We start from the raw sequence: 25,404 nt of genomic DNA, 5'->3' as shown, positions 1-25,404 counted from the left end.
GGCCGCTTCGCGACCCAGCGGGAGCAAGCTCCCTCGCCACAGGGAAGCTGCCTTACCACAAATGATTGGTTTAGAACTGCGCCACCACCTCCCGGCCAAGCGCCGCCACCACCGCGTCCAGGCACTCATCCTGCTGCAGGATATCGAAGTGACCGGCCGTTACCCTTTGCACCTTGCGCAGCCGTGGTTGCTGACGCTCCAGGGTCGCGCGTTCGGCCGTCGGGTTGCCATCGGCCCACCAGCAATGCAGTTCGGCCTGAGGAATCGGCAAGGTTTCGACCTGCCGCGACAGCGCCTTCAAGCGCGTGCTGACCATGAACGTCTGGGCCAACTCGTCGGCGCCAAGCAGCGCATAGCCGCTGGCCTGATCGCTTTCGCTGTCGATCACCGCGCGAATGATCCGCGCCACGGCGTCGTGGTCCCCTGCCGACTCGGCATTCAATGCCTGGGCGATCACTGCGTCGTCCATGCCCAAGGTTGCACCGAGGAACTCGGCCAGATCCGCGCGCCACTCATCCGGGCTGGCGACGGTATTGGCCTGGGTCGGTACAAAGCTGTCCACCAGACCGATGAATGCCACACGCTGGCCCTGCTGTTCGAACAGGTCACTCACCATCAACGCCAGCGCCCCGCCCAGCGACCAGCCCAGCACGTGGTACGGGCCCTGGGGTTGCCGGGCGCGGATCGCCTCGACGTAGTCGGCGGCCATCTGCGCAAGCGAGGTGTCGTGCCACTGCCGGTCCAGCAGCATCCGGCATTGCACGCCGTACACCGTGCGCTCGCCCTCCAGGCGCCGGGCCAGTGGCTCGTAGTCGAACACGGTGCCGAAACCGGCGTGCAGACAGAACAGCGGCGGCTGATCGCCTACCACCCGGTTGAGCAGCAACAGCGGTTGCGGACGCTGTCGCAGCGGCTGTTCATCGACACCGGACAACCCGGCAATCGTCGGCTTGGCCATCATGTCCCGTAGCTTGAGCTGGAAGCCAGGCTGATTCAGGGCGCGGACTTTCGAGATCACCTTGAGGGTGCGCAGCGAATCGCCGCCCAGTTCGAAGAAGTTGTCGGTGATGCCGACCTTCTCGATGCCCAGCACCTGCTGCCAGATCTCCGCCAGCGCCCATTCCAGCGGCGTGCGTGGCGCCACGTAGTCGCGACCGCTGAAGGCCGGGTCCGGCAAGGCCTTGCGGTCGAGCTTGCCGTTGGGGGTCAGCGGGAAGCGCGGCAGCACCACGACCTGCGTCGGCACCATGTAGTCGGGCAGGCTCTCGCGCAATGCCGCCTGGCAACGCGGGCCGAGGCCATCGTCTTGCGCCGCCACCACATAACCCACCAATTGCGGCCCCTGGCCGTTGTCCCGCACCACCACCAGCGCATCGTTGACCCCGGCCTGCTCGCGCAATCGGGCTTCGATTTCGCCCAGTTCGATGCGGAAGCCGCGCACCTTGACCTGATGGTCGATGCGCCCGACGTAATCGAACACGCCATCCTCGCGACGGCGCACCAGGTCGCCGGTGCGGTACAGGCGCCCGCCCTCGGTGCTGAACGGGTCGGCGACGAAGCGCTCGGCAGACTGCCACGGGTGACGATGGTAGCCGCGCGCGACGCCCCGTCCGCCGATGTACAACTCGCCGACCATGCCCACCGGCAGCGGGTTGAGGTCCATGTCCAGCACGTGCAGGCTGCGGGCGCCGACGCGTTGGCCAATCGGCGCATACATCGCCTGGCAGTGGCCGTCGGCGGCGATTTTCCACAGCAGCGGCGTGACCACGGTCTCCGTCGGGCCGTAGCCGTTGACCAGGAATTGCGGCCTGAGTGTGTGCTTGACCCGTTCAAATGTGGCGTCCGGCACCGCATCGCCACCGAAGCAATAGATGCGCACCGGCGGTGGATCGCCACCCTGCAATTCGGCATGTTCGGCCAGTTGCAGCAGGTACGCCGGCGGGAAGCAGGCGACGCTGATGCGTTGGCGGTGCAGCACCGCCAGGGTCTGTTCGGCGGTCCACAAGGTGTTGTCGCGGATCACCAGGGTCGAGCCGCTGATCAGCGCGGTGATCCAGCGTTCATGGGCACCGTCGAAGGCGAACGACATGAAATGCAGTTCGCGATTGTCCGGGTCCATCTCGTACAGCTCGGCGATGGCTTGCACGTGCATGCTCAGCGGCCCGTGGGCCACGGCGACACTTTTCGGCTTGCCGGTGGAGCCCGAGGTGTAGATCAGGTAGGCCAGTTGCTCGGCATGCACCGCGCGTTGCGGTGCCGGCACCTCGACGTCGAGGTTCAGGCGATCCACGGCGACCATCGGCGTGCCCGGATTGAGTTGCGCGCTATCACGCAGCCGCTCCTGGGTCAGCAGCAGGCGCATGTCGCTGTCGGCCATCATGTAGCGCAGGCGTTCCTGCGGGTATTGCGGGTCAAGCGGCACGTAAGCGGCGCCGCACTTCATCACCGCCAGCAACGACACCACCAACTCCAGCGAGCGCTCCATGAACACGCCGATCACGTCTTCGGCCTGCACGCCCTGTTCCAGCAGATGCACCGCCAGGGCATCGGAGCGACGGTCCAGTTCGGCGTAGCTCAAGTGCTCGGCGTCGCGCTCGGCATAACTGAGCACCAGCGCCGTGTGCTCCGGTTGCAGTCGCGCACGCTGGCGGATCAGTTCGTGCACCGGCGTCTCGTCCCCCTCGGCCACCACCGGCAGTTCGCCGTCCAGCGCCCGGCCTTCGTCCAGGGTCAGCAGGCCCAGTTCACCGACCGCGCGCCCGGCGTCGTCGCACAGGCGCTGCATCAGGCTTTCCATGTGGCTGCGCAGGACTTCGACGGTGGCCAGGTCGAACTGATCGCGCTGGTGCATGTACTCGATGCGCAGCCCTTCGTCGAGGCTGACCATCAGGTCCATGGCGAAGCTGGTCAGGCCGAAATCGGAGACGTCGTCGAAGCGCAGGGCATCGCCGTTCCACTCGCGCAGGGTGCGGTCCACCGGCTGGTTTTCGAACACGATGATGCTGTCGAACAACGACTGCCCACCCTGCCCGGCCCAGCGCTGGATATCGCTGAGCGGGGTTTGCTGGAAGTCGCGGATGTCGAGGTTGTAGGCCTGGAGTTCGCGCAGCCAGTCGCCGACGCTGGCTTCGGTCGGCACCGTGTTGACCACCGGCAAGGTGTTGATGAACAGCCCGAGCATGTTCTCCGAGCCGTTGAGGGTTTCCGGGCGGCCGGACACGGTGGCGCCGAAGGTCACCGTGCGCTGGCCGGTGTAGCGCTGCAACAGCAGCAGCCACGCGGCTTGCACCAGGGTGTTGAGGGTCACTTGCTGTTGCTGGGCAAAGGCCTGCAAACGTGCGGTCTGCCCGGCGCTCAGGTGCGTATAGATCGCGTGGTAACCGGCTTGCGGCGCTTTGACCGGCAATGCGCGGGCCAGGTGGGTGGCGCCTTCGAGATTACTGAGTTTGTCTTTCCAGAACGCTTCGCTGGCCTCGGCGACTTGCTGGCCGAGCCAGTCGATGTAGTCGCGATAGGCCGCCACCGGCTCGTGCTCCTCACCGCTGTAATGACGCAGCACTTCACCGATCAGGCGCGACACGCTCCAGCCATCCATGAGGATGTGGTGGTAGGTCCAGATCAGGCGATAGCGGTCGTCTTCCAGACGCACCAGCAACAGGCGCAACAAGGGCGCACGGTTCAGCGAGAAGCCGCGTTCGCGTTCCTCAAGCGCCAGTTGGCGCACACGTTCTGGCTGATCATCCAGCCCACGCCAGTCCAGTTCGGTGAGCAGTGACGGCGCGTCACGCCGCACCACTTGCAGCGGTTCCTTGTCGCCTTCCCAGAGGAATGCGGTACGTAGAATCCCGTGACGCCGGGCGGCATCGGCCCAGGCTGCATGGAAGCGCGCGCCAGCAACCCCGCGCACGCCCACTTCGATCTGGTTGACGTACAGCCCCGAGTCGCCGTCCTGCACCGAGTGGAACAGCATGCCCTGCTGCATCGGCGACAGCGGATAGACGTCCTCGACTTCGTCCGCCGTCAGTTCCAGCGCCTGATATTGCGCTTCACTCAGTTCGACTTTTGCTGCCGGTGCAACCTGCGTCGGCACGGCCTGATTCGCCGTGAGCGGTTGAGCGACCGTGGCCAGTTCGGCGATGGTCGGATGGCTGAACACGTCCTTGGGGGAAATGCTCAACCCGGCCTTGCGTGCGCGGCTGACGGCCTGGATCGAGACGATGGAATCGCCGCCCAGTTCGAAGAAATTGTCCTGCATACCGATCTGCGGTACTTCGAACAACGCCTGCCACACTGTTTGCAGCGTTGTTTCCACGGCATTGCGCGGCGCGATGTATTCACGCACTTGCTGGTCCGGCTGCGGCAATGCGCGGCGATCCAGCTTGCCGTTGGGTGTTACCGGCAACTGATCGAGCAGCAGCACGTGGCTCGGCTGCATGTGTTCGGGCAGCGCGTTGCGCAGGTGTTGCTTGAGCGGATCGACAGCGGCATCACCCACGACGTAAGCCACCAGTTGTTTGGATATGCCAATATCGACGGCGATCACCACCGCTTCGTGCACCGACGGATGCTCCAGCAGGCAGGCTTCGATTTCCCCCAGCTCAATGCGCAAGCCACGGATCTTCACTTGATGGTCGATGCGCCCGACGTATTCGATCACGCCGCCTTCGCGATAACGCGCCAGGTCGCCGGTGCGGTACAGGCGCTCGCCCTGCTCACCGAACGGGCTGGCGACAAAGCGCTCGGCGGTCAGGTCGGGACGGTTGTGGTAACCACGGGCCAGGCCGATACCGCCCAGGTACAGCTCACCCACGCAACCTTGGACTTGCGGTTGCAGGCTGTCGTCGAGGATGTAGGTCACCAGGTTGGCGATCGGATAACCGATCGGCACGCTGAAGCCGCCGTCATCGACACAGGTCCAGTGGGTCACGTCGATGGCCGCTTCGGTCGGGCCGTAGAGGTTGTACAGGCCGACGTTGGGCAGCACGCGGAACAGGTTGTGCTGCAAGTCCGCCGACAAGGCTTCGCCGCTGCACAGGATCTGCCGCAGGCTGGCGCAACGCTCGAAGCCTTCGCCCTGGACAAACGCCTGCAACATCGACGGCACGAAATGCAGGGTGCTGACCTGGTACTGCTCGATCAGGTCGACCAGTTGCGCCGGATCGCGATGGGCACCCGGTTCGGCCATGGCCAGGCGTGCACCGGTCATCAATGGCCAGAAGAACTCCCAGACCGATACGTCAAAACTGAACGGGGTTTTCTGCAAGACGGTGTCGCGCCCGTCCAGTGGGTACGCGCCCTGCATCCACGCCAGGCGGTTGTACAAGGCATCGTGACGGTTGGCCGCGCCCTTGGGTTTGCCCGTGGAGCCGGAGGTGTAGATCATGTAGGCCAGCGATTGCAGCTCGACCACGCAGGGCAGGTTTTCGTCGCTCAGGCCGTCCAGCAAACCGGCCATGTCATCGAGACAAATCGCCGTGGTGGCGGGCGGAATCGGCAACTGCTGCAGCAGATGCCGCTGGGTCAACAGCAGGTGTACGCCGCTGTCGTTGAACATGTGTTCCAGGCGTTCGCGCGGGTAGTCCGGGTCCAGCGGCACGTAGGCGCCACCGGCCTTCATGATCGCCAGCAGACCGATCACCAGTTCCAGCGAACGCTCGGCGGCAATGCCCACCAACACTTCGGCGCCAACGCCCTGGCTGCGCAGGTAGTGCGCCAGCCGGTTGGACTGTTGGTTGAGTTCGCGATAGCTGAGGGTCTGGCCGGCAAACACCAGGGCCGGGGCCTCGGGGGTTTGCAGTACCTGGGTTTCGAAGCACTGGTAGACCGGGCGCACATCCGGCCAGGCCTGCGCGGTGCGGTTGAAACCTTCGACCTGCTGCGCCGTTTGTGCGGCATCGAGCAGGCTCAGGCGCCCCAAGGGCTGCTGCGGCGTACTCACCATGGCATCGAGCAACGCCAGCAGACGTGCGCTCACCCCTTCGATGGCTTCGGCGCTGAACAGCGCCGTGTCGTAGTTGAAGCGCAAATCCAGGCATTCACCCAGCTCGGCGGCGATGGCCAGGGGGAAGCTGGTCTGGTCGTGGTTACTGATACCGGAGAACTTCAACGTGCTGGCGTTACCCTCTTCCAGCGCTTGCGCCACCGGGTAGTTTTCGAACACCAGCAACGTGTCGAACAACGCTTCGCCAGAGTGCCCGGCCCAACGCTGCACATCCGCCAGCGGCGTGTATTCGACTTCGCGCAGCTTGAGGTTGAGCGCCTGGACTTCATCGATCCATTGGCTGACCGTGCGTTCGGGGTGCGGCGTGGCGATCACCGGCAAGGTGTTGATGAACAGACCGATCTGCTGCTCGATCCCCTGCAACTCACTCGGACGCCCCGACACCGTGGCGCCGAACGCCACGGTCTGCTGCCCGGTGTAGCGCTGCAACAGCAACAGCCACGCCGCTTGCAGCAGGGTGTTGGGCGTGACGCGAGCCTGACGGGCAAAGCTGCTCAGGCGCTCGGTGGCCGCGCGGTCCAGGCTCAGGTGCAGGGTGCGATGAGCACCGCCCTGCGCCGCAACCGGCCCCGGCAAGGCACCGGCCAGTCGCGTCGGCTCGGTGAACGACTGCAACTGCTCCAGCCAGAACGCTTCGCACGCAGCCCGATCACGGCTGCCCAGCCAGGTCATGTAATCGCGATAACGACCGACGCTTGGCGCGGGCATGATCCCGCAATACCGCTGGAGCACTTCGCCGAACAACTGCGAAGTGCTCCAGCCGTCCAGCAGGATGTGGTGGTGGGTGAAGATCAGGTGATGAATATCGCTGGCAGTCTGCACCAGGGTCAGGCGCAGCAACGGCGCCAACGTCAGGTCGAAACCGCGCAAACGGTCGACCTCGGCCAGGCGATCCAGCGCTTCGGTCACCGTGGTTTGATCGCGCCAATCGAGCACAGTCAGCGGCAGCGTGGCGTCGGCCAGGATCACTTGCAGCGGCCGCGAGCCGTTGCTTTCGCTGAAGAACGCGGCGCGCAGCACTTCATGGCGCTGCAGTGTCTGTTGCCAGGCATCGCCGAACGCCTCGACGTCGAGGCCCTGCACATCCACGCGCATCTGCGGCACGTAGGCCCCGGCATCCGGGGCGAACAGGCTGTGGAACAACATGCCTTGCTGCATCGGCGACAGCGGCAGGATGTCTTCGATCCGGCTGGCCGCCAGCGGCAAGGCATCCAGTTGCGCCTGATCGACGCGCACCAGCGGCACGTCGCTCGGGGTCAACCCGCCGGTACCGCTCAGGCAATGTTCGATCAGCTGTTGCAGTTCCAAGGCGTAGGCATCGGCCAGACGCTGCACGGTCTGCGGTTTGAACACTTCACCGCTGAAGGTCCAGCTCAGGCGCAATTGCCCGGCGTAGACCTGACCGTTGATGCTCAGGCCCCGGTCCAGCTCGGCCGATGCGCCCTGCTCGGCGCCACCGCTTTCCCGGGCCGGGCGCCATGGTGCCTGTTGGTCGAAGCTGGCGTCGAACTGGCCCATGTAGTTGAAGGTAACCTGTGGCGAAGGCAGATCCTCAAGGCCGGCGTCGGCCAGATAGCGCAGGATGCCGAAGCCGATGCCTTTGTCGGGCACGGCGCGCAGTTGTTCCTTGACCGTTTTGATGCTGCCGGCCAGATCAGTGGCCGGGGTGAGTTTCACCGGGAAAATAGAGGTAAACCAGCCCAGGGTGCGGGTCAGGTCGATGTCGTCGAACAGGTCTTCACGACCGTGACCTTCCAGCTTCACCAGGGTCGAAGTTTGACCGGTCCATTGGCCCAGCACCCGCGCCAGCGCCGTCAGCAACAGGTCGTTGACCTGGGTGCGGTAAGCCGCCGGGGCGTCCTGCAGCAGTTGGCGGGTCAACGTGCTGTCGAGCACGGTTTCCACGCTGACGGCATGCTGGCTGGCCAGGCTACCTTGGGGGTTGTCGGCGGGCAGTTCAACTTGCACGTCGTGGAACTGGTCTTGCCAGTAACTGGCCTGGCTGGCCAACCCGGCACTTTGCGCATGGGATTGCAGGCGCGCGGCCCAGGCCTGATAGGCGCTGGTTTTCGAGGGCAGACGCACGGGTTGAGCTTGCTGCGCTTGTTGATACGCGGTTTGCAAATCTTCCAGCAGCAATCGCCAGGACACGCCGTCCACCGCCAGGTGATGCACCACCAGCAACAGGCGCTGCCCCGCCGCGCCCATGTCCACCAGCAAGGCGCGCAACAGCGGGCCGTCCTGCAGGTTCAGGCTGGCTTGCGCGGCGTTGCACAGTTCCAATAACTCATCGGCATCGGCTGCCTGGCGCTGCCATAGCACCTCGGCGCTGTTCCACTGCTCGGCCTGGGCCTGTTGCCAGGTGCCGTCGACATTACGCAAACGCAGGCGCAATGCATCGTGATGCTCTACCAGTGCGGCCAAAGCCTGTTGCAGGCTGACGCTGTCCAGCGGCTCGCGCAGTTCCAGCAGCAGCGACTGGTTCCAGTAATGACGGGCCTCGATGTCCTGCTCGAAGAACCAGTGCTGGATCGGCGTCAGCAGCACCTCGCCACGCACCAGTCCCTGATCGATCACCAGCCCTGCACTGCGCTCGGCAACCTTCGCCAGACTCCGCACGGTCTGGTGCTGGAACAGGTCCCGGGGGGTGATGCGAATCCCGGCCTGACGCGCGCGGCTGACCACCTGGATCGAGATGATCGAGTCGCCGCCCAGTTCGAAGAAGTTATCGTCGATGCCTACCCGCTCGAGTTTGAGCACGTCTTGCCAAATTGCTGCCAATGCAGCCTGCATCTCGTCCAGCGGTGCCGTGTAGGCCTGTTGCGCCAGCGCGGCGTCGGGCTTGGGTAGCGCGTTGCGATCAAGCTTGCCGTTGCTGGTCAGCGGCCACTGATCGAGTTTGATCAGGTGCGCCGGCACCATGTAATCCGGCAAACCGGCCTGCAGATGTTCACGTAGGGACTGGCGCAGATCGCTGTCGTCGCCGGTCGCGGTGAACCACGCCACCAGTTGCGGGCTGCCATTGACCTCGGGCGCCAGCACCAGCGCCTGTTCGATGGCCGGATGGTTTTGCAGGCGATCCTGGATTTCCCCCAGTTCGATGCGGAAGCCACGGATCTTCACTTGATGGTCGATACGCCCGGCGTATTCGATGCTGCCATCGGCGCAGTACCGCGCCAGATCGCCGGTGCGATACAGACGCGCGCCCGATTCGGCGGCGAACAGGTCCGGGACAAACCGCGTGGCGGTCAGGTCGGCACGCTGGTAATAGCCGCGAGCAAGGCCGGCACCGCCGACGTACAACTCACCCACGCAACCCTTGGCCACCGGGTTCAGGCGCGGGTCGAGCACGTACCAACGCAGATCGGCGATCGGCTCCCCCAGCGGCGAGCTGTTGGCGCCATCGAGGTCGGCGCGGGACAGCGGCCGGTAGCTCACGTGCACCGTGGTTTCGGTGATGCCGTACATATTGATCAGCAACGGCTGCCGGTCGTCGAAGGCGTCGTACCACGGACGCAGGCTGGCCACGTCCAGCGCCTCGCCGCCGAACACCACATACCGCAGGGCCATGGCTTGTGAATTGGCGCAGGCGAACGGCAGCAACTGGCGGAATGCCGAAGGCGTCTGGTTGAGCACGGTGACGCGCTCGTCACGCAGTAAGCGGGCGAAGTCCTCCGGGGAGCGGCTGACCGCATGGGGCACCACCACCAGCTTGCCGCCGTAGAACAGCGCGCCAAAGATTTCCCACACGGAAAAGTCGAACGCATAGGAGTGGAACAGGCTCCAGACATCCTGCGCATGGAAACCGAACCAATGTTCGGTGGCACTGAACAGACGCGTCAGGTTGCTGTGGGGCAGCAGCGTGCCTTTCGGTTTGCCGGTGGAGCCGGAGGTGTAGATGACGTAGGCCAGGTTCGCTGGCGCAGTCAGGTTCGGCAGGTTGTCGGCACTGGCCTCGGACAGCCAGTCGCTGGCGTGATCGAGGCAGATCACTTCGATCTGTTCGTTCAATGGCAGGCGCGGCAACAGTGCGGAATCGGTCAGCAACAGGCGCGTGCCGCTGTCGGCGAGCATATAGGCCAGGCGATCCTGCGGGTATTGCGGGTCCAGCGGCACATAGGCGCCACCGGCCTTGAGGATCGCCAGCAGGCTGACGATCATCTCCAGCGAACGCTCCAGGGCGATGCCCACCAACACGTCCGGGCCGACGCCGCGCTCGCGCAGGCGATGGGCGATGCGGTTGGCGCGGCGGTTCAGTTCTGCGTATGTGAGGGTGACGCCGTCGCAGGTCACGGCGATGTTGTTCGGGTGCGCGGCGGCCTGGGCTTCGATCAGTTGATGGGCGCACAGCAGGTTCGGCTGATCGCCGTTCAACACCGCACTGCGATTCCAGTCGAGCAAGGTGGCCTGCTGCTCGGCGGCGTCGAGCATGCGCAGGTCCGCCAGGGCAACCGTGCTGTCAGTGCAAATCGCCTGCAACAGGTTCAGCCAGTGCCGGCCGAGACGCTCGATGGTCGAGGCGTCGAACAGTTCGGTGGCGTAGACGAACGACGCGTGGATGCCCTCGTCGCCCTCGACGGTGTCGAGCATCAGGTCGAACTTGGTGGTTTTCTCATCCCAGATCAGAGGTTCGACGCTCAGCCCCGGCAGGTCCCAGCGTTGCGGGCCGCCGCTGTCGCGCTGGTGGTTGAACATCACCTGGAACAGCGGCGTGTGGCTCAGGCTGCGTTCCACGCCCAGGCCATCAACCAGTTGCTCGAACGGCAGGTCCTGATGGGCCTGGGCGCCGAGTGCCGCGGCTTTGATCTCGGCGAGCAATTGCCCAAACGACTGGTCGGCCCGTGGCTGGCTGCGCAGTACCTGGGTGTTGACGAAGAAGCCCAGCAGGTTTTCCACGTCCTGGCGGGTGCGGTTGGCGATCGGCACGCCGACACGGATGTCCTGTTCGCCGCTGTAGCGATGCAGCAACGTCTGCAATGCCGCCATCAGCAGCATGAACAGGGTGCAGCCTTCGCGGCGGGCAAGGTCCCGCAGTCGAGCGGTCAACGCAGTGGAGATGTCCAGCTCGACGCTGGCGCCCTGCTGGCTCGGGATCGCCGGGCGACGACGGTCGGTCGGCAGGTTCAGTGGCGGATGTTCACGGCCCAACTGTTCGCGCCAGTAATCGAGCTGGCGCTCGGCCTCGCCGGCCTCCAGCCACAGGCGCTGCCAGCGGGCGAAGTCGGCGTACTGGATGCCCAACTCCGGCAGCTGCGCAGGCTGCCCGGCACTCAGTTGCGCATAAAGTTGGGTGAACTCCTGCAACAGGATCGGCAGCGAGCCGCCGTCGGTGACAATGTGGTGGAAGGTCAGCACCAGCACATGTTGCTGCGCATCGAGACGGATCAAGCGGCAGCGCATCAACGGGCCGTGCTGCAGGTCGAACGGCTGCTCGGCATTGAGGGCGATCTGCCGTTGCAGTTCGACCTCGTCGCCAGCGCTGACTTCAACCAGCGGCGCATCCATCCGTGGGTGAATCTTTTGCAGCACTTGCTGCTCATCGAAGACGAAGGTGGTGCGCAGCACTTCGTGACGCTGTACCAGCGCGCTCAGGGTCTGTGCCAGCGCCTCAGGGTTGAGCTCGCCGCTCAGGCGGAAGGCACCGGTCAGGTTGTAGGCCGTGGCCTGGGGCTGCATCTGCCAGAGGAACCACAAGCGCTGCTGCGCGTAGGACGCCGGCAACGTTTCGACGCCGCGGTCCCGTGGCGGGATCGGCAGCCGTTCCAGGGTCAACCCCTGGGCGTGCATCTTCTGTTGCAACGCACGCCGGGCGTCCGCGCTCAAGCCGCAGAAACGCTGGGCCAGGGTCATCATTCTGTCCGGTGCAGCACTCATCGCGCGTGTTCCTCGTCCACTTCGTCGAACAACGCTTCAAGGGCGTCTACATCGTTTTCTTTATGTTCACTGTGCTCACGGAACTGCTCGATCTGCGTCGCCAGTCGTTCCAGGGTGTCACCGTCGAAAAACAGCTTGAGCGGGATCGCCAGGTTCAGCTCTTCTTGAATCCGCGCACGAATGCGCGTGGCCAGCAGCGAGTGCCCGCCGAGCTCGAAGAAGTTGTCGTGCACGCCGACGCGCTCGACGTGCAACGCTTCGGCCCAGATCGCCGCCAGGGTTATTTCGAGGTCGTTGCGCGGCGCGACGAAGACGCTGCGGCGCACATCGAGATCGAGCAAGGCCTGGCGATTGAGTTTGCCGTTGGGCATCAGTGGGAAACGCTCCAGCACCTGCAAGCGCGCCGGTTGCAGGTGCCCGGGCAGCACTTCGGCCAGATGGCTGCGCAATTCGTTGAGGCGAATGTCGGCGGTGTCGGCCGGGGACACCACAAAGCCCAGCAGTTGCGGGCCGGTCGGGGTTTCCCGGGCAATCACGGCGGCGTCTTCGATGCCCGGCGCGTTGCGCATGGCCGACTCGATTTCCCCCAGTTCTATGCGGAAGCCGCGGATTTTCACTTGGTGATCGACTCGGCCCAGATACTCCAGCACGCCATCGGCGCGATAGCGCACCAGGTCGCCGGTGCGATACAGGCGCTGGCCCGCCGCCTTCGTGAACAGGTCGGGGACAAAACGCTCGGCCGTCAGCGTGGCCCGTTGCAGATAACCCCGGGCAATGCCGGCCCCGCCGACATACAACTCGCCTTCGACGCCCACGGCCACCGGTTGCAGGTCCGGGCCGAGCACGTGGATGCGCATGCCGGCAATCGGCTGGCCGATGGGGATGCTGTCATCGTCCTGGTCAAGCGGCAGCTCCCAGGCCGAACACCACACGGTGCCTTCGGTCGGGCCGTATTCGTTGACCAGCGCCACCCCCGGCAATGCCTCGCGATGTCGCTGCACCAGTGCGTTGCCGCAGGCTTCGCCGGCGACGATCACACAGGCCAGCGCCTGGTGGTCGAGGTGTTCGAGAATTTGCGCGTGGTAGGACGGCAGGGTCAGGTAGTGGGAAATCTCTTCGCGCTGGATCAACTCGGCCAATTGCGCCGGATCCTTGTAGCTGTCTTCGTCCGGCAGGCACAGGGTCGCACCCTGCCCCAGCGCCCAGAAAACCCCGGCCACCGAGCTGTCGAAGGAGAACGACGAGAGCATCAGGAATGCCCGCAGCGGCTGGCGGTAGAAAGCGTTGCGCGCCAGGGTCGAGGCCACGGCGTTGGCATGGCTGATCATCACGCCCTTGGGTTTGCCGGTGGAACCGGAGGTGTAGATGACGTAGGCCAGGTTGGCGCTGTCGCCCTGTGGCTCAGGCCGGGTTGACGCAACGGACCAGACTTCGGCCCCCGGCATCAGGGAGATTGTCCGCTCGCTGCGCAACGCTTCGGGCAATGGCTGGCAGGCCAGCACCTGGCGCGCGCCGGTATCGGCGAGCATGAACGCCAGCCGCTCGATCGGGTAGTTCGGGTCCAGCGGCAAGTACGCAGCGCCGGCCTTGAGCGTGCCCAACAGGGCGATGACCATTTCCAGCGAACGTTGGCCGTAGACTGCCACTATCTGGTCCGGCGCCACGCCTTGGGTGCGCAGGGTATTGGCCACCTGGTTGGAGCGCGTATCCAGCTCGGCATAGCTCAGGCGCTCACCGTTGACGCTCACCGCAATGCGCTGCGGATGCAGGCGCGCCTGTTCGCTGAACAGTTCTTGCAGGAAGCGGCACGGCAATGCCTGTTCGGAGGCGTTCGGGTTGAAGCCTTCGATCAGGCGGCTCAGTTGTGCGTCGTTGACCAGGCTTGCCTGAGCCAGGGTCAGCTCGGGCGATGCCAGCAATTGGTGGCTGAACTCGACAAACTGCTCCAGCCATTCGACCAGCATCGATTCGGGTAGCGCACCGTCAAGACACGACAACTGCAATTGATCGCCCTGCACACGCAGGCGCAGGACTTCAGGGTTACCGTCATCCACCTCGATAGCGCTCTCAATGGCAGCCTGATAGACGAAGCCGTAACGCAGCGGCGCGGAACCTTCGGCGCTCAGTTCGAATTCATTGAGGCAATCGAGCCACGACAGCGACTGTTCGACGCTGGCGGCAAACGCCACCAGCGCTTGCGCCAGGGTCTGCTGGCTGCGGTGCTCGAAAGCCACGGGCAAACGCCGGGCGAAGCGTCCGAGGGTGGCGATGGTTTGTTCGTTGCGACCCTCCACCTGCCAGCCCATCAGCAGTTTTTCCTGTTGGCCGATGCGCGCAACGAAGGCGGTCCACAGCAACAGTGCCAATTGCTCTGCCTCAACGCCCGTTTCGGCAGCGGCTCGTTGCACGCCAGCCAACCATGGGCCGTCAATCAACGTTGCCTGATGACGAACCAGCGTGACATCGACGGCTTTTTCGAACGGCAAGCGATGGGCCACGGCGACCTTCTGCTGCAGGTTGCGCCAGAACGCCGCGCCCTGGTGACCGATGTCTTCCTCGCGCAGTTCCTCCTGCCATGCGCTGTAGTCCAGGTATTGCAGCGCGTCCTCGTCGTCGCCCAGGGTTTCACCGCGCAACAGGCTGCCAAGTTCACTCGCCAGCACCCGCAGCGATGCCTCATCGAAGCTGCATGCCGGGGCCAGCAGGGTGATGAACGGCTGCCCTGCTCCGTCTTCAACCTGCGCCACCACCAGCGCCTGCTTCGAATCTTCAACCATGACTTCACGGCTGCGGCTCAAGGCCTCGGCCACCGAAGGCTGGTTGCCCAGAACTGTGAGCGGCAAGCCAGCGCACAGGCTTTGCACCGGCCACTTCATGCCCGGCAGGCGGCGGTACAGCGTGCGCAGGATTTCATGGCGCTGGCCGAGGGTTTCCAGCGCCCTGCGCAACGCTTGGGCGTCCACTGGCCTGGTGACCGGCAGCGTCAAGGTGGCGAACAGCGGCCGTGCGCCCAGCTCCTGAGCCCGCAAATAAAAGGCCTGCTGGGCCGAAGCCTGGAATACGTCTACCGAAGGTTCGAGGGCGGTGGTGTTCATGTCGGGTGTCCTTATTCCTGATCCAGGTCGGCGCTTTTCTGCGCGATGGCCATGGCCGTGAGGATTTTTCTGTAGCCGGTGAATTCGTTGCGCGCATGTACGCTGAGGATGTTGTCGAGCAGCACCACGTCGCCCTTCTCCCAGGCGAACTCGACCATCACCTCGCGGTAGATGCCTTGCAGGTGGCGAATCACATCGTCGGGAATCGGCGAGCCGTCGCCGAAGAAGGTGTTTTGCGGCAGGTCCTGCGGGCCGAATTCACGCAGCAGGTTGTCGCGGATGCTGTCCGGCAGTGTCAGTGCGTTGAAGAAGGTGCCGTGGTTGAACCAGATGCGCTCGCCGCTCAGTGGATGGCGCACGATGGCCGGGCCGTTCTGCCGGGTGCGCAGGCGGTTGCCCGGTTTCCACTCGGCCTGGATGCCGATTTTCGCGCAGTAGGCCTCGACTTCGCCGCGATCCTCGCTCTGGAACACGGTTTGCCATGGCAGGCCCATGCCATCGCCGTAGTTGCGCACGTACATGATGCGTTTACGGGCAAATTCTTCGCGCACCGCCGGGTCGATCCGCGCGAGGATCCGGCGGGTATCGCCAAAGGGGGTTTCACCGCCGGTGGTCGACGGCATGTCGCAGTAGAAATACAGGTGACGCGGGAACACCGGCGAGTACGAGTGTTCGTTGTGCGGGAAGATTTTTTCCGGCGCCGGGTAGTCGGTGGAGCTGTAGATCTTGAACTGGCCGCTGATCTGGGTCCGTGGCGAAGCGCGGAACAGGTATTCCAGGGCACCGCCGGAAATCCCGTCGACGCAGCGGTTGAACTCGCCGATATCGGCCACCTGGAAGCCACGGAACAGGATCACCGCGTGTTCCAGCAGCTTGCTTTCGATCAGCCCGCGATTCTGGGTCGCCCATTCCACCAGGCTCACGCCGGACACGGCCGGACGGCACACCAGCGGCATGCTCAGGCCTTCGAACAGCGGCGCAAAACTCACCAGCCGCGTCGGATCGGTGGACAGGCTTTTACGGGCACCACGGCCCATCCTGGGCATGGACTTGGTCGTTGAAACGGTCATAAACCCCTCCAGAAAATGTTGACGGCGGCGCTCAAGGGCGCCGCCGACTGAATCAGTCCGCCGCTGTTTTCGCTGCCGCTGCGCCACGGTTCGCCGAGCGACGCTTGATCGCCATGGCGCCGCCGAGCAAGGCCTTGCGTTGCTCGTTCAAGCGCGCATCGGCACGGCGTTGCACGTCGGTCGCCAGGTCCAGCAACTCACCGACCTGCACTCCGTCAGCGCGTATCAGCGCTTCGAGTACCGCCCGGATCTGCTCGAACAAGGACTCCAGCGTGCTCGGCAGGTACTGGCCCACCGGCGTTTCGAAACTCAGGTGAATGTGTTCGGCATCGTTGTAGAACGCGGCGACCATGCCGATCTCGGCGGCCTGGCGCCCGGACGGGAAGTCCTCGATCTGCAGGCCTTCCATCGACGGCAGGCGAGCAACGCCTTCCTGGTAGATCAGCTTGATGTCGAACAGCGGCGAACGGCCGGCCCGGCGCGGCAGGCGCATGGCTTCCACCAGGCGCTCGAACGGCAAGTCCTGATGGTCCGAAGCCTCCAGCACCGCCCGACGACAGGCCTCCAGCAACTGCGCCGCCGACTGCTCGGCATCGACCTCCACTTGCAGTACTAATTGGTTAACGAAGAAGCCAACCATTTCTTCAAGCTCGGCTTGATTTCGGTTGGCGATATCGGTGCCGATGCGCACCCGACCGACCTCGGTACGCTGGCGCAGGACCAGGGTGAAACCGGCCAGCAGCAGCATGAACAGCGACAGATCGCGCTGTTGGGCAAAGTCGCGCAACTGCTGGCTGAGTTCGCCGCTGAAGGTGAAATGGGCGCTGGCACCTTCTTGTGTCGTGCGCCGGTCGCCATCGGCAGGCAACTCCAGCACCGCCTGGGGCTCGGCAAGGCGCTGCTGCCAGTAGTCGAGTTGGCGCTGCAACTCGCCGCCCTGCTCCAGCCACTGGCGCTGCCATTTGGCGAAGTCGGCGTACTGCACGCTGTGCGCTGGCAGTTGCGGGGTCTTGCCACGGTTGAGGGTTGGATAGAGCGTGACGAATTCATTGATCAGCACGCGGAACGACCAGTCATCGGCGACGATGTGATGCACCGTCAGCAACAGCACATGCTCGTCATCCGCGACCCGCAGCACCCGCACCCGCAGCAACGGACCGTGGCGCAGGTCGAATGGCCGGGAGACTTCCTCGCGGGCCAGTTGCTGCGCTTCGACGTCCGGCGCCGGCCGATGCCGCAGGTCGCTGTCGACAAAACTCAACGGCAGTTGCGCATGCACCCGTTGCCAGGTCTGGCCGTCTTCTTCATAGAACGTGGTGCGCAATACGGCGTGACGCTGCACCAGGGTTTCGAAGGTCTGGCGCAGGGCGTCAAGGTTCAACTCGCCCCGCAGGCGCAAGGCACCGGGCATGTTGTACATCGAACTGTCCGGCTCCAGGTTCCACAGGAACCACAGGCGCTGCTGGGCAAAGGACAACGGCTGGCGTTCGCCGCTGGTGTCCGCCACCAGCGCCGGGCGTTCACAGCTGTGTTGCAGCGCCTGCACCTGAGCAGCGAAATCCTCGAGGCGCGGATGTTCGAACAGGCTGCGCAGGCTCACCGACAGGCCCAGGCGCTGGCGGATCTGCGAGACGATTTGCGTCGCCAGCAACGAGTGCCCACCCAATTCGAAGAAGCTGTTTTCGCGGTCGACGCGACTGACCTGCAACACCTGTTGCCAGATCTGCGCCAGTTCGATTTCCAGTTCGCCTTGGGGTGCAGTACCCGTTGCCACTTCCCAGACTTCAGGCGCCGGCAAGGCTGCGCGGTCTAGCTTGCCGTTGCGGTTGAGCGGCAATGCAGCCAGCAACACCAGTTGCGCCGGCAGCATGTAGTCCGGCAGGCGCTCGCCCAAGGCGCGGCGTACGGTGTCGGTGAGCTGACGTGCATCCGCCGCCAGCAGCCCGGCATCGGCCGGCACCACGTAGCCGATCAATTGCTTGCCGCCGACGCCTTCATGCACCAGCACCGCGGCTTCGCTGATCATCGGCAGGCCTTGCAGATGCGCTTCCAGCTCACCCAGTTCGACCCGGAAACCACGGATTTTCACCTGATGGTCGATGCGCCCCAGGTACTCCAGCGCACCATCCTCGCGATAGCGCGCCAGATCGCCGCTTCGATACAGCCGCGCGCCCGGCGTGGTGGAAAACGGATCGGCAATGAAACGTTCGGCGCTCAAGCCCGGTCGCTGGTGATAGTGCTGGGCGAGGCCGGCGTCGCCGCCGATGCACAATTCGCCGACGCAACCGGTCGGCAGCAGATGCCCTTCGCTGTCCAGCACATACAGTGCGCGACCCGGCAGTGCTTTGCCGATGGGCACGCCAATCAGATTGCGGGTATCGACCAGCGTGCACTCATGGGTGCTGGACACCACCGTGGCTTCGGTCGGCCCGTAGGTGTTGAGCAGGCGCACATCGCCCAAACCGGCGGCGTGCCACAGCTTCAGGCCTTCCAGCGACATGGCTTCGCCGCCGACGTGGACCTGGCGCAAGCGCCCCTTGTCCCGCAGCGGTTGCGGGGCCCACTCCTGAGCCAGCAGGAACCAGTACGCCGCCGGCAAATCCGCCAGAGTCACGCCCTGTTCGATGATCTGGCGGTAGAGGGTGTCGGTGTCCCACAACTCATCGCCGCGCATCACCAGCGCCGCGCCCACGCACAATGGCGGGTAGCACTGCTCGACAAAGCCGTCGAAGCTGAACGTGGCGAATTGCAGCACGCGGTCTTGCGCGGTGAGTTGTGAATAGTCCGCCGCGATCACGCAAAACTCGCGCAGGGCGGCATGGGCCAGGCACACGCCTTTCGGCCGTCCGGTGGAGCCGGAGGTGTAGATCAGATAGGCGAGGTCTTCGGCGCTGGCGAGGTTGACCGGGTTGTCGGTGCAATACCCGGCGGCTGCGCCCGGCTCCAGCGCCAGGCGCGGCAACCCTTGCGGCAGTGCTACATCGGCCAGCAGACCCGGTTGCGCCAGCAGCAGGTCCATGCCGCTGTCTTCGATCATGTAGGCCAGGCGCTCGGCCGGGTAATCCGGGTCCAGCGGCACATAACCGGCGCCGGACTTGAGGATCGCCATCAGGCTGACGATCATCTGCGCATTGCGCCGCACCGACAGCCCCACCCGCTGCCCCGGCGCCACACCCTGGGCGCGCAGGCGATGGGCGAGCTGGTTGGCCTGGGCATTGAGTTGGGCGTAGGTCAGGCGTTCGTCACCGAGCATCACCGCCAGCGCATCGGGGGTGCGGGCCGCTTGTTGCTCGAAGCGCTGATGGGCCAGCAACGGACTGTCCAGTTGTGGCACCGGTGGACGCGAGCCGCGTATTACCCGGGCTTGGACCTGAGCATCCAGCAGGCTGACGGCACCGAGCGCCTGTTGTGGCTGGGCAACAAATTGCGCCAGCACATGCAGCAGGCTGGCGCCCAACTGGCGGATCTGCGCAGCACTGAACCGGGAGCGGTCGAAACTGAAATCCAGTCGCAACGTGGCGCCGACTTCGATGCCGAGGGTCAGTGGGTAGCTGGTGATTTCGTGATTGTGCAGCGCGCCGAAGGCCAGGCCCGCCGGCGCTCCTTGCTTGAGGGCTGCGGCCACCGGGAAGTTCTCGAACACCAGCAGGCTGTCGAACAGCGCCCCCTGTTGCCCGGCCCAGCCCTGAATATCGTACAGCGGCACGTGTTCGAACTCGCGCAGGCTCAGGTTCAGGGCTTGCAGGTCGTTGAGCCACTGGGCCACCGACTGCCCGGCCTGGGGCGCGGCGATGATCGGCAGGGTGTTGATGAACAGCCCCAACTGCTGCTCGATGCCCGGCAACGGCGCGGAGCGTCCGGCAATCGTCGCGCCGAAGGCCACACAGGACTGGCCGGTGTAGCGCTGCAACAGCAGGCCCCAGGCACCTTGCAGCAAGGTGTTGAGGGTGATTTTCTGCTGGCGGGCGAAATCGCTCAGGTGCTGTAGCGTGGCGCTTTCAAGGGTCAATTGATGTTCGTCCATGCCGCGCCCTTCGGCGGGCGCCGGCAAGGCTTGCGCCAGCAGCGTCGGTGTTTCCAGCGGCGCCAGCGCCTGTTTCCAGAACTGTTCGGCGGCCAGCAGCGGCTGCTGTTGAATCCAGCGCAGGTAGTCGCGGTATTGCCCCAACGGCCTGGCCAACGTCTGGCCGGCATAGTGCTGGATCACTTCGCCAAGCAACTGGGCGTTGCTCCAGCCGTCCATGAGGATGTGATGGCTGGTGTATATCAGGTGCCAGTCTTCACTGCCCCGACGTACCAGCAGCAGGCGGAACAACGGCGCGGCGCCGAGTTCGAAGCCACGACTGCGCTCCTCGGCGGCCAGTGCATCGAGGTCGATGTCGGCCGCTTCGACCACTTGCAGTTGCAGGTCGATCTGGCGATGAATCACCTGATGGGCGTACTCGAGCCCCAACCAGTGGAAGCTGCTGCGCAGGATGTCGTGGCGATTGATCGCCGCCTGCCAGGCCCGGCCAAACGCGGCCAGTTCCAACCCCTGGATGTCCAGGCGCAATTGATTGATGTAGGCCTCGGCCTGGGGTTCGTACAGGGTGTGGAACAGCATGCCCTGCTGCATTGGCGTCAGCGGGTAAACGTCCTCGATGACCGGCGCCGCAACAGGCAAGGCATCGAGTTGTGCCTGGGTGATGCGCGCCAGCGGGAAGTCCGATGGCGTGACCTGGCCTGCCGTTGTCGCGCAGCAATGCTCGATCAGCGTCTTGAGTTCTTCGGTGTAGGCATCGGCCAGTCGTTGCACGGTGGAATCGGCAAACAGGTCACGGCTGAAGCCCCATTGCAGCGAGAGCTGCCCGCCATACACCTGGCCTTCCACGGTCAGCCAGTTGGCCAGCGGCGCATCGTCGCCCTGGGCCTGGCCGCCGCTTTCCGGGGCCGGGACGAACAGCGCGGCGTTGTCGAACTGACGGTCGAACTGCCCCAGGTAGTTGAAGGTGATCCGTGGCGCCGGCAAGTCTTGCAGGGCCTGACGCTGCACCGGTTCGCCGAGGTAGCGCAGCAAGCCGTAGCCCAGGCCTTTGCCGGGAATGGCGCGCAGTTGCTCCTTGATCGACTTGATCGAACTTTCTACTTCGGCCTCGGGTTGCAGGCGCACTGGAAACAGGCTGGTGAACCAGCCGACGGTGCGGCTCAGGTCGAGGTCGGCGGACAGGTCTTCGCGGCCGTGGCCTTCCAGCTGGATCAGCGTCGAGCCCTGCCCGCTCCAGCGACGGATGACCCGCGCCAGCGCCGTGAGCAACAGATCATTGACCTGGGTGCGATAGGCCGCCGGGGCTTGTTGCAGCAGACGTTGGGTTAACTCGGCGTCAAGTTTCGATTCGATCTTGTGTCCGTGGCGCTGCTGCATGCTGCCCCGGGGGTTGTCACACGGCAGGTCCCGGGCATCGGCCATTTGCGCCTGCCAGTACGGCAACTGCTCACTGAGTGTTTGGGCGTGCTGTTGCAGGTGCGCGGCCCAGGTTTGGTAGGCGCTGGTTTTCTCGGGCAGCGCCACTTGCCGGTAAGCCTGTTGCAGGTCTTCGAGCAACACCCGCCACGACACCCCGTCCACGACCAGGTGATGAACCACCAGCAGCAGGCGCTGGCTGCCGTCGTCGAGACTGACCAGCAAGGCACGCAGCAGCGGCCCGTCGGCCAGATCAAGGCTGCGTTGCGCTTCATCGCACAGGGCGGTCATGGCTTCGGCCGAAGACGCCCGACGCTGCCACAATCCAGCTGACTCGACTGGCGCTGCATGGCGCTGCTGCCAGCCTTCGGCACCTTCCACGAAGCGCAGGCGCAAGGCGTCGTGGTGGTTGATGACGGTAACCAACGCCTGTTCCAACACTTGCGGATTCAGCGCTTCCCGGGGCGTCAGCAGCAGCGACTGATTCCAGTGCCGGCGCTGGGCGATGGCCTGTTCGAAGAAGTAATGCTGCGCCGGGGTCAGGATCACTTCGCCACTGACCGGGCCTTGATCGATGTTGCTGCGGCTGTCGAACGTCGCGACCAATGCCAGGCTGCGCACGGTCTGGTACTGGAACAGGTCCCGCGGGCTGAGGCGAATGCCAGCCTGGCGGGCGCGGCTGACCACCTGGATGGAAATGATCGAGTCGCCGCCAAGTTCGAAGAAGTTGTCTTCGAGGCCCACGGGTTCTGCGCCCAATACGTCCTGCCAGATCTGCGCCAGCGCGATCTGCATCGCATCCAGCGGCGCAACGAATGCCTGTTGCGGCACGGCGTCGGGTGGCGGCAAGGCCTTGCGGTCGAGCTTGCCGTTGGCGGTCACCGGCAAGGCATGCAGCGGCATCAGGTAGGTGGGCACCATGTATTCCGGCAGGCTGCCGAGCAGCCAGGCCTTGAGGGTTTGCGGCCACTGCGGGTCGGTGTCGGTATTTTCCAGCACCAGATACGCCACCAGCTGCTTGCCGCCCTGCACCAGCACCACGGCCTCGCGCACCAGCGCATGCTGCATCAGGCGAGTCTCGATTTCCCCCAGCTCGATGCGCAGGCCGCGCAATTTGACTTGATGGTCGAGGCGTCCGAGGTATTCGATCACACCGTCGGCGCGCTGGCGCACGCGGTCGCCGGTGCGGTACAAGCGCGCGCCGTCATCGAAGGGGCACGGCACGAAACGCTCGGCGCTGAGCGCCGGACGCCGGTGATAACTGCGCGCCAGCCCGGCGCCGCCGAGGTACAACTCCCCCGCCACGCCGGCCGGAACCGGGAGCAATTGCGCATCCAGCACATGGGTGCGCAGGTTGGCGATGGGCCGGCCGATGGGCACGCTGTCGGCGCCTTCGTCGATGCAGGTCCAGTGGGTGACGTCGATGGCCGCCTCGGTCGGGCCGTACAGGTTGTACAACCCGGCGCCCGGCAGCTTTTTGAACACCTGCAATTGCGCATCCAGCGGCAAGGCCTCACCGCTGCAGACGATGCGCTTGAGGCCGGTGCAAGCCTCGACGCCCGGTTCGTGGATGAACGCCTGAAGCATTGACGGCACAAAGTGCAGTGTACTGATGCCCTGGTCTTCGATCAGGCGGATCAACTGCGCCGGTTCGCGATGTGCCCCCGGCGGCGCCACCACCAGCCGCGCACCGGTCATCAGCGGCCAGAAGAACTCCCACACCGACACGTCGAAACTGAACGGGGTTTTCTGCAACACCGAGTCGCTGCCATCCAGCCCGTAAGCCTGTTGCATCCAGCACAAGCGGTTGACCAGAGCCCCGTGACTGTTGCCGGCGCCTTTGGGCTTGCCGGTGGAACCGGAGGTGTAGATCACGTAGGCCAGGCTCAACGGATGCACGTCGACCTGCGGACAGGTTTCGCTGTAACCGTCGAGCCAGTTGTGCTCCTGATCCAGGGCGATGACCTTGACGCCCTCGGTGGGCAGTGCGCCGATCAAGGTGCTTTGGCTGAGCAGCAAGCCAATCGCACTGTCTTCGATCATGTAGGCCAGGCGTTCGGCCGGGTACTCCGGGTCCAGCGGTACGTAGGCACCACCGGCCTTGTGAATCGCCAGCAGGCCGATGACCATTTCCAGCGAGCGCTCGACGCAGATCCCCACCAGCACATCCGGGCCGACGCCCTGCTCGCGCAAGCAGTGCGCCAGTTGATTGCTGCGAGCGTCGAGTTGCCCGTAGCTGAGCTGACGCTCGCCAAACACCAGCGCCGGCGCGTCGGGGGTGCGTCGGGCCTGGGCCTGAATGAACTGGTGCAGGCACTGCTCGACCGGATAGGTCTCGGCGGTGCGGTTCCAGTCCTGCACCAGCACTTGCTGCTCATCCGCGGTCAGCATCGGCAACTCGCCGACTCTTTGCGTCGAGTCGTCGACAATCGCCTGCAACAGGCGCGTCCAGTGCCCGGCCATGCGCGCAACGGTATCGGCCTCGAACAGGTCGCTGGCGTAGGTCAGCGCGGCGTGCAGCTTGCCGCCCTTCTCCCAGGTGTCCAGGGTCAGGTCGAACTGGGTGGTGCGGCTTTGCCAGTCAATGCTGCCCAGCTCCAGACCGGACGCGGTGCTGACCGAGGCCATGTCGGCCACGTGCGGCTGGTGGTTGTACATCACCTGGAACAGCGGCGTGTGGCTGAGGCTGCGTTCCAGTTTCAGCGCCTCGACCAGGCGCTCGAATGGCAGGTCTTGATGGGCCTGGGCGCCGAGGGCGGTTTCCTTGATGGCGCGCAGCAGGTCATCGACCCGGGTCTGGCCGTCCAGTTGCGTGCGCAGCACCTGGGTGTTGACGAAGAAGCCGATCAGGCCTTCGATTTCCGCGCGGTTGCGGTTGGCGATGGGCACGCCGACGCGGATGTCGGTTTGCCCGGTGTAGCGATGGAGCAAAGCGTTGAAGGCGCCGAGCAACAGCATGAACAGGGTGATGTTGTGCTTCTGTGCGGTGCTACGCAGGCGCTCCGCCAGTTGTGCCTCGACCGCGAATTCGTAGCGGGTGCCGCGATAGCTCGGCATCGCCGGGCGCGAATGGTCCAGGGGCAACTCCAGCACCGGGTGTTCGTCACCCAACTGCGCCTGCCAATACGCCAGTTGCCGCGCCTGCTCGCCCGCCTCCAGCCAGCGGCGCTGCCATAGGGCGTAGTCGCTGTACTGGATCGGCAACGCTGCCAGCTGCAGTTGCGCGCCCGCATCGAAGGCGTCGTAGCAGCGGATGAATTCGTCGATCAGCACGTTCATCGACCAGCCGTCAGAGACGATGTGGTGCAGGGTCAGCAACAGCACGTGCTGTTGTTCGGCGAGCTTGAGCAAGGTCACCCGCAGCAGCGGACCGGTCGACAGATCGAACGGCAGCACCGATTGCTGCTCGGCGGTTTCAGCCACGGCAGGTTCGCGCTCCTCGGCAGGCAATGCGCTGAAATCCACGTGCTCGATTCGCAGCGGCGTAGCGGCCGGCACTTGCAGCAAGCTGTCATCGGCCTGACGGGCGAACACCGTGCGCAGGGTTTCATGCCGCGCCACCAGGCTGGCGAACGCCTGCTCCAGCGCCGGCAGGTTCAGGCGACCGGTCAACCGCACCGCGCCTGGCAGGTTGTAGGCGCCGCTGTGAGGGTCCAGTTGCCAGAGAAACCACATGCGTTGCTGGGCGTACGACAGCGCCTGGCGATCCTCGGCCTCGATGCCGGCCGGAATCGGAAAACGGGCGAAATCCACGCCCTCCCTGTGCAAGGCCGCAAGGAACAACTGGCGCTTTTCCAGGGGCAACCCGATAAACCGGCGAGCAAGTTTCAAGGAGTCTTGAGCATTCATCTATCGGCATCCGCATCAGTAGGCAGCAGGCGCAAGGGCGCGTCGTGCCTATAGAACGAATGCAGGCGGGAAAAA

General features: G+C 64.8%; 4 protein-coding genes. All 4 read right to left on the bottom strand.

Annotation, left to right across the window (positions count from 1 at the left end; all coding sequences use genetic code 11):
• Positions 1-70: 70 nt before the first annotated feature.
• Genes ACM6IT_RS04130 through ACM6IT_RS04115 form a run of 4 tightly spaced genes read right to left on the bottom strand, consistent with a single transcriptional unit; the run spans position 71 to position 25,329 of the window.
• Entirely contained in the window at positions 71-11,875 is an 11,805-nt protein-coding gene (locus ACM6IT_RS04130) for an amino acid adenylation domain-containing protein (RefSeq protein WP_414917575.1), read from the bottom strand.
• Positions 11,872-14,970, bottom strand: a complete 3,099-nt coding sequence (locus ACM6IT_RS04125; protein ID WP_414917574.1) for a non-ribosomal peptide synthetase — start codon at positions 14,968-14,970, stop codon at positions 11,872-11,874. The genes ACM6IT_RS04130 and ACM6IT_RS04125 overlap by 4 nt, the downstream gene beginning before the upstream one ends.
• An 11-nt stretch (positions 14,971-14,981) precedes the next feature.
• Complete coding sequence (locus ACM6IT_RS04120; RefSeq protein ID WP_414917573.1) at positions 14,982-16,040, bottom strand: TauD/TfdA family dioxygenase; 1,059 nt, start codon at positions 16,038-16,040, stop codon at positions 14,982-14,984.
• Between the two features lie 52 nt (positions 16,041-16,092).
• Entirely contained in the window at positions 16,093-25,329 is a 9,237-nt protein-coding gene (locus ACM6IT_RS04115; protein ID WP_414917572.1) for an amino acid adenylation domain-containing protein, read from the bottom strand.
• Positions 25,330-25,404: the final 75 nt, after the last annotated feature.

The organism is Pseudomonas sp. IT-P4, from assembly GCF_949767755.1.
Classification (GTDB): domain Bacteria; phylum Pseudomonadota; class Gammaproteobacteria; order Pseudomonadales; family Pseudomonadaceae; genus Aquipseudomonas; species Aquipseudomonas monachiensis.
The sequence above is the reverse complement of the archived record's forward strand: the minus strand, read 5'-3'. Positions and strand labels throughout refer to the sequence as shown.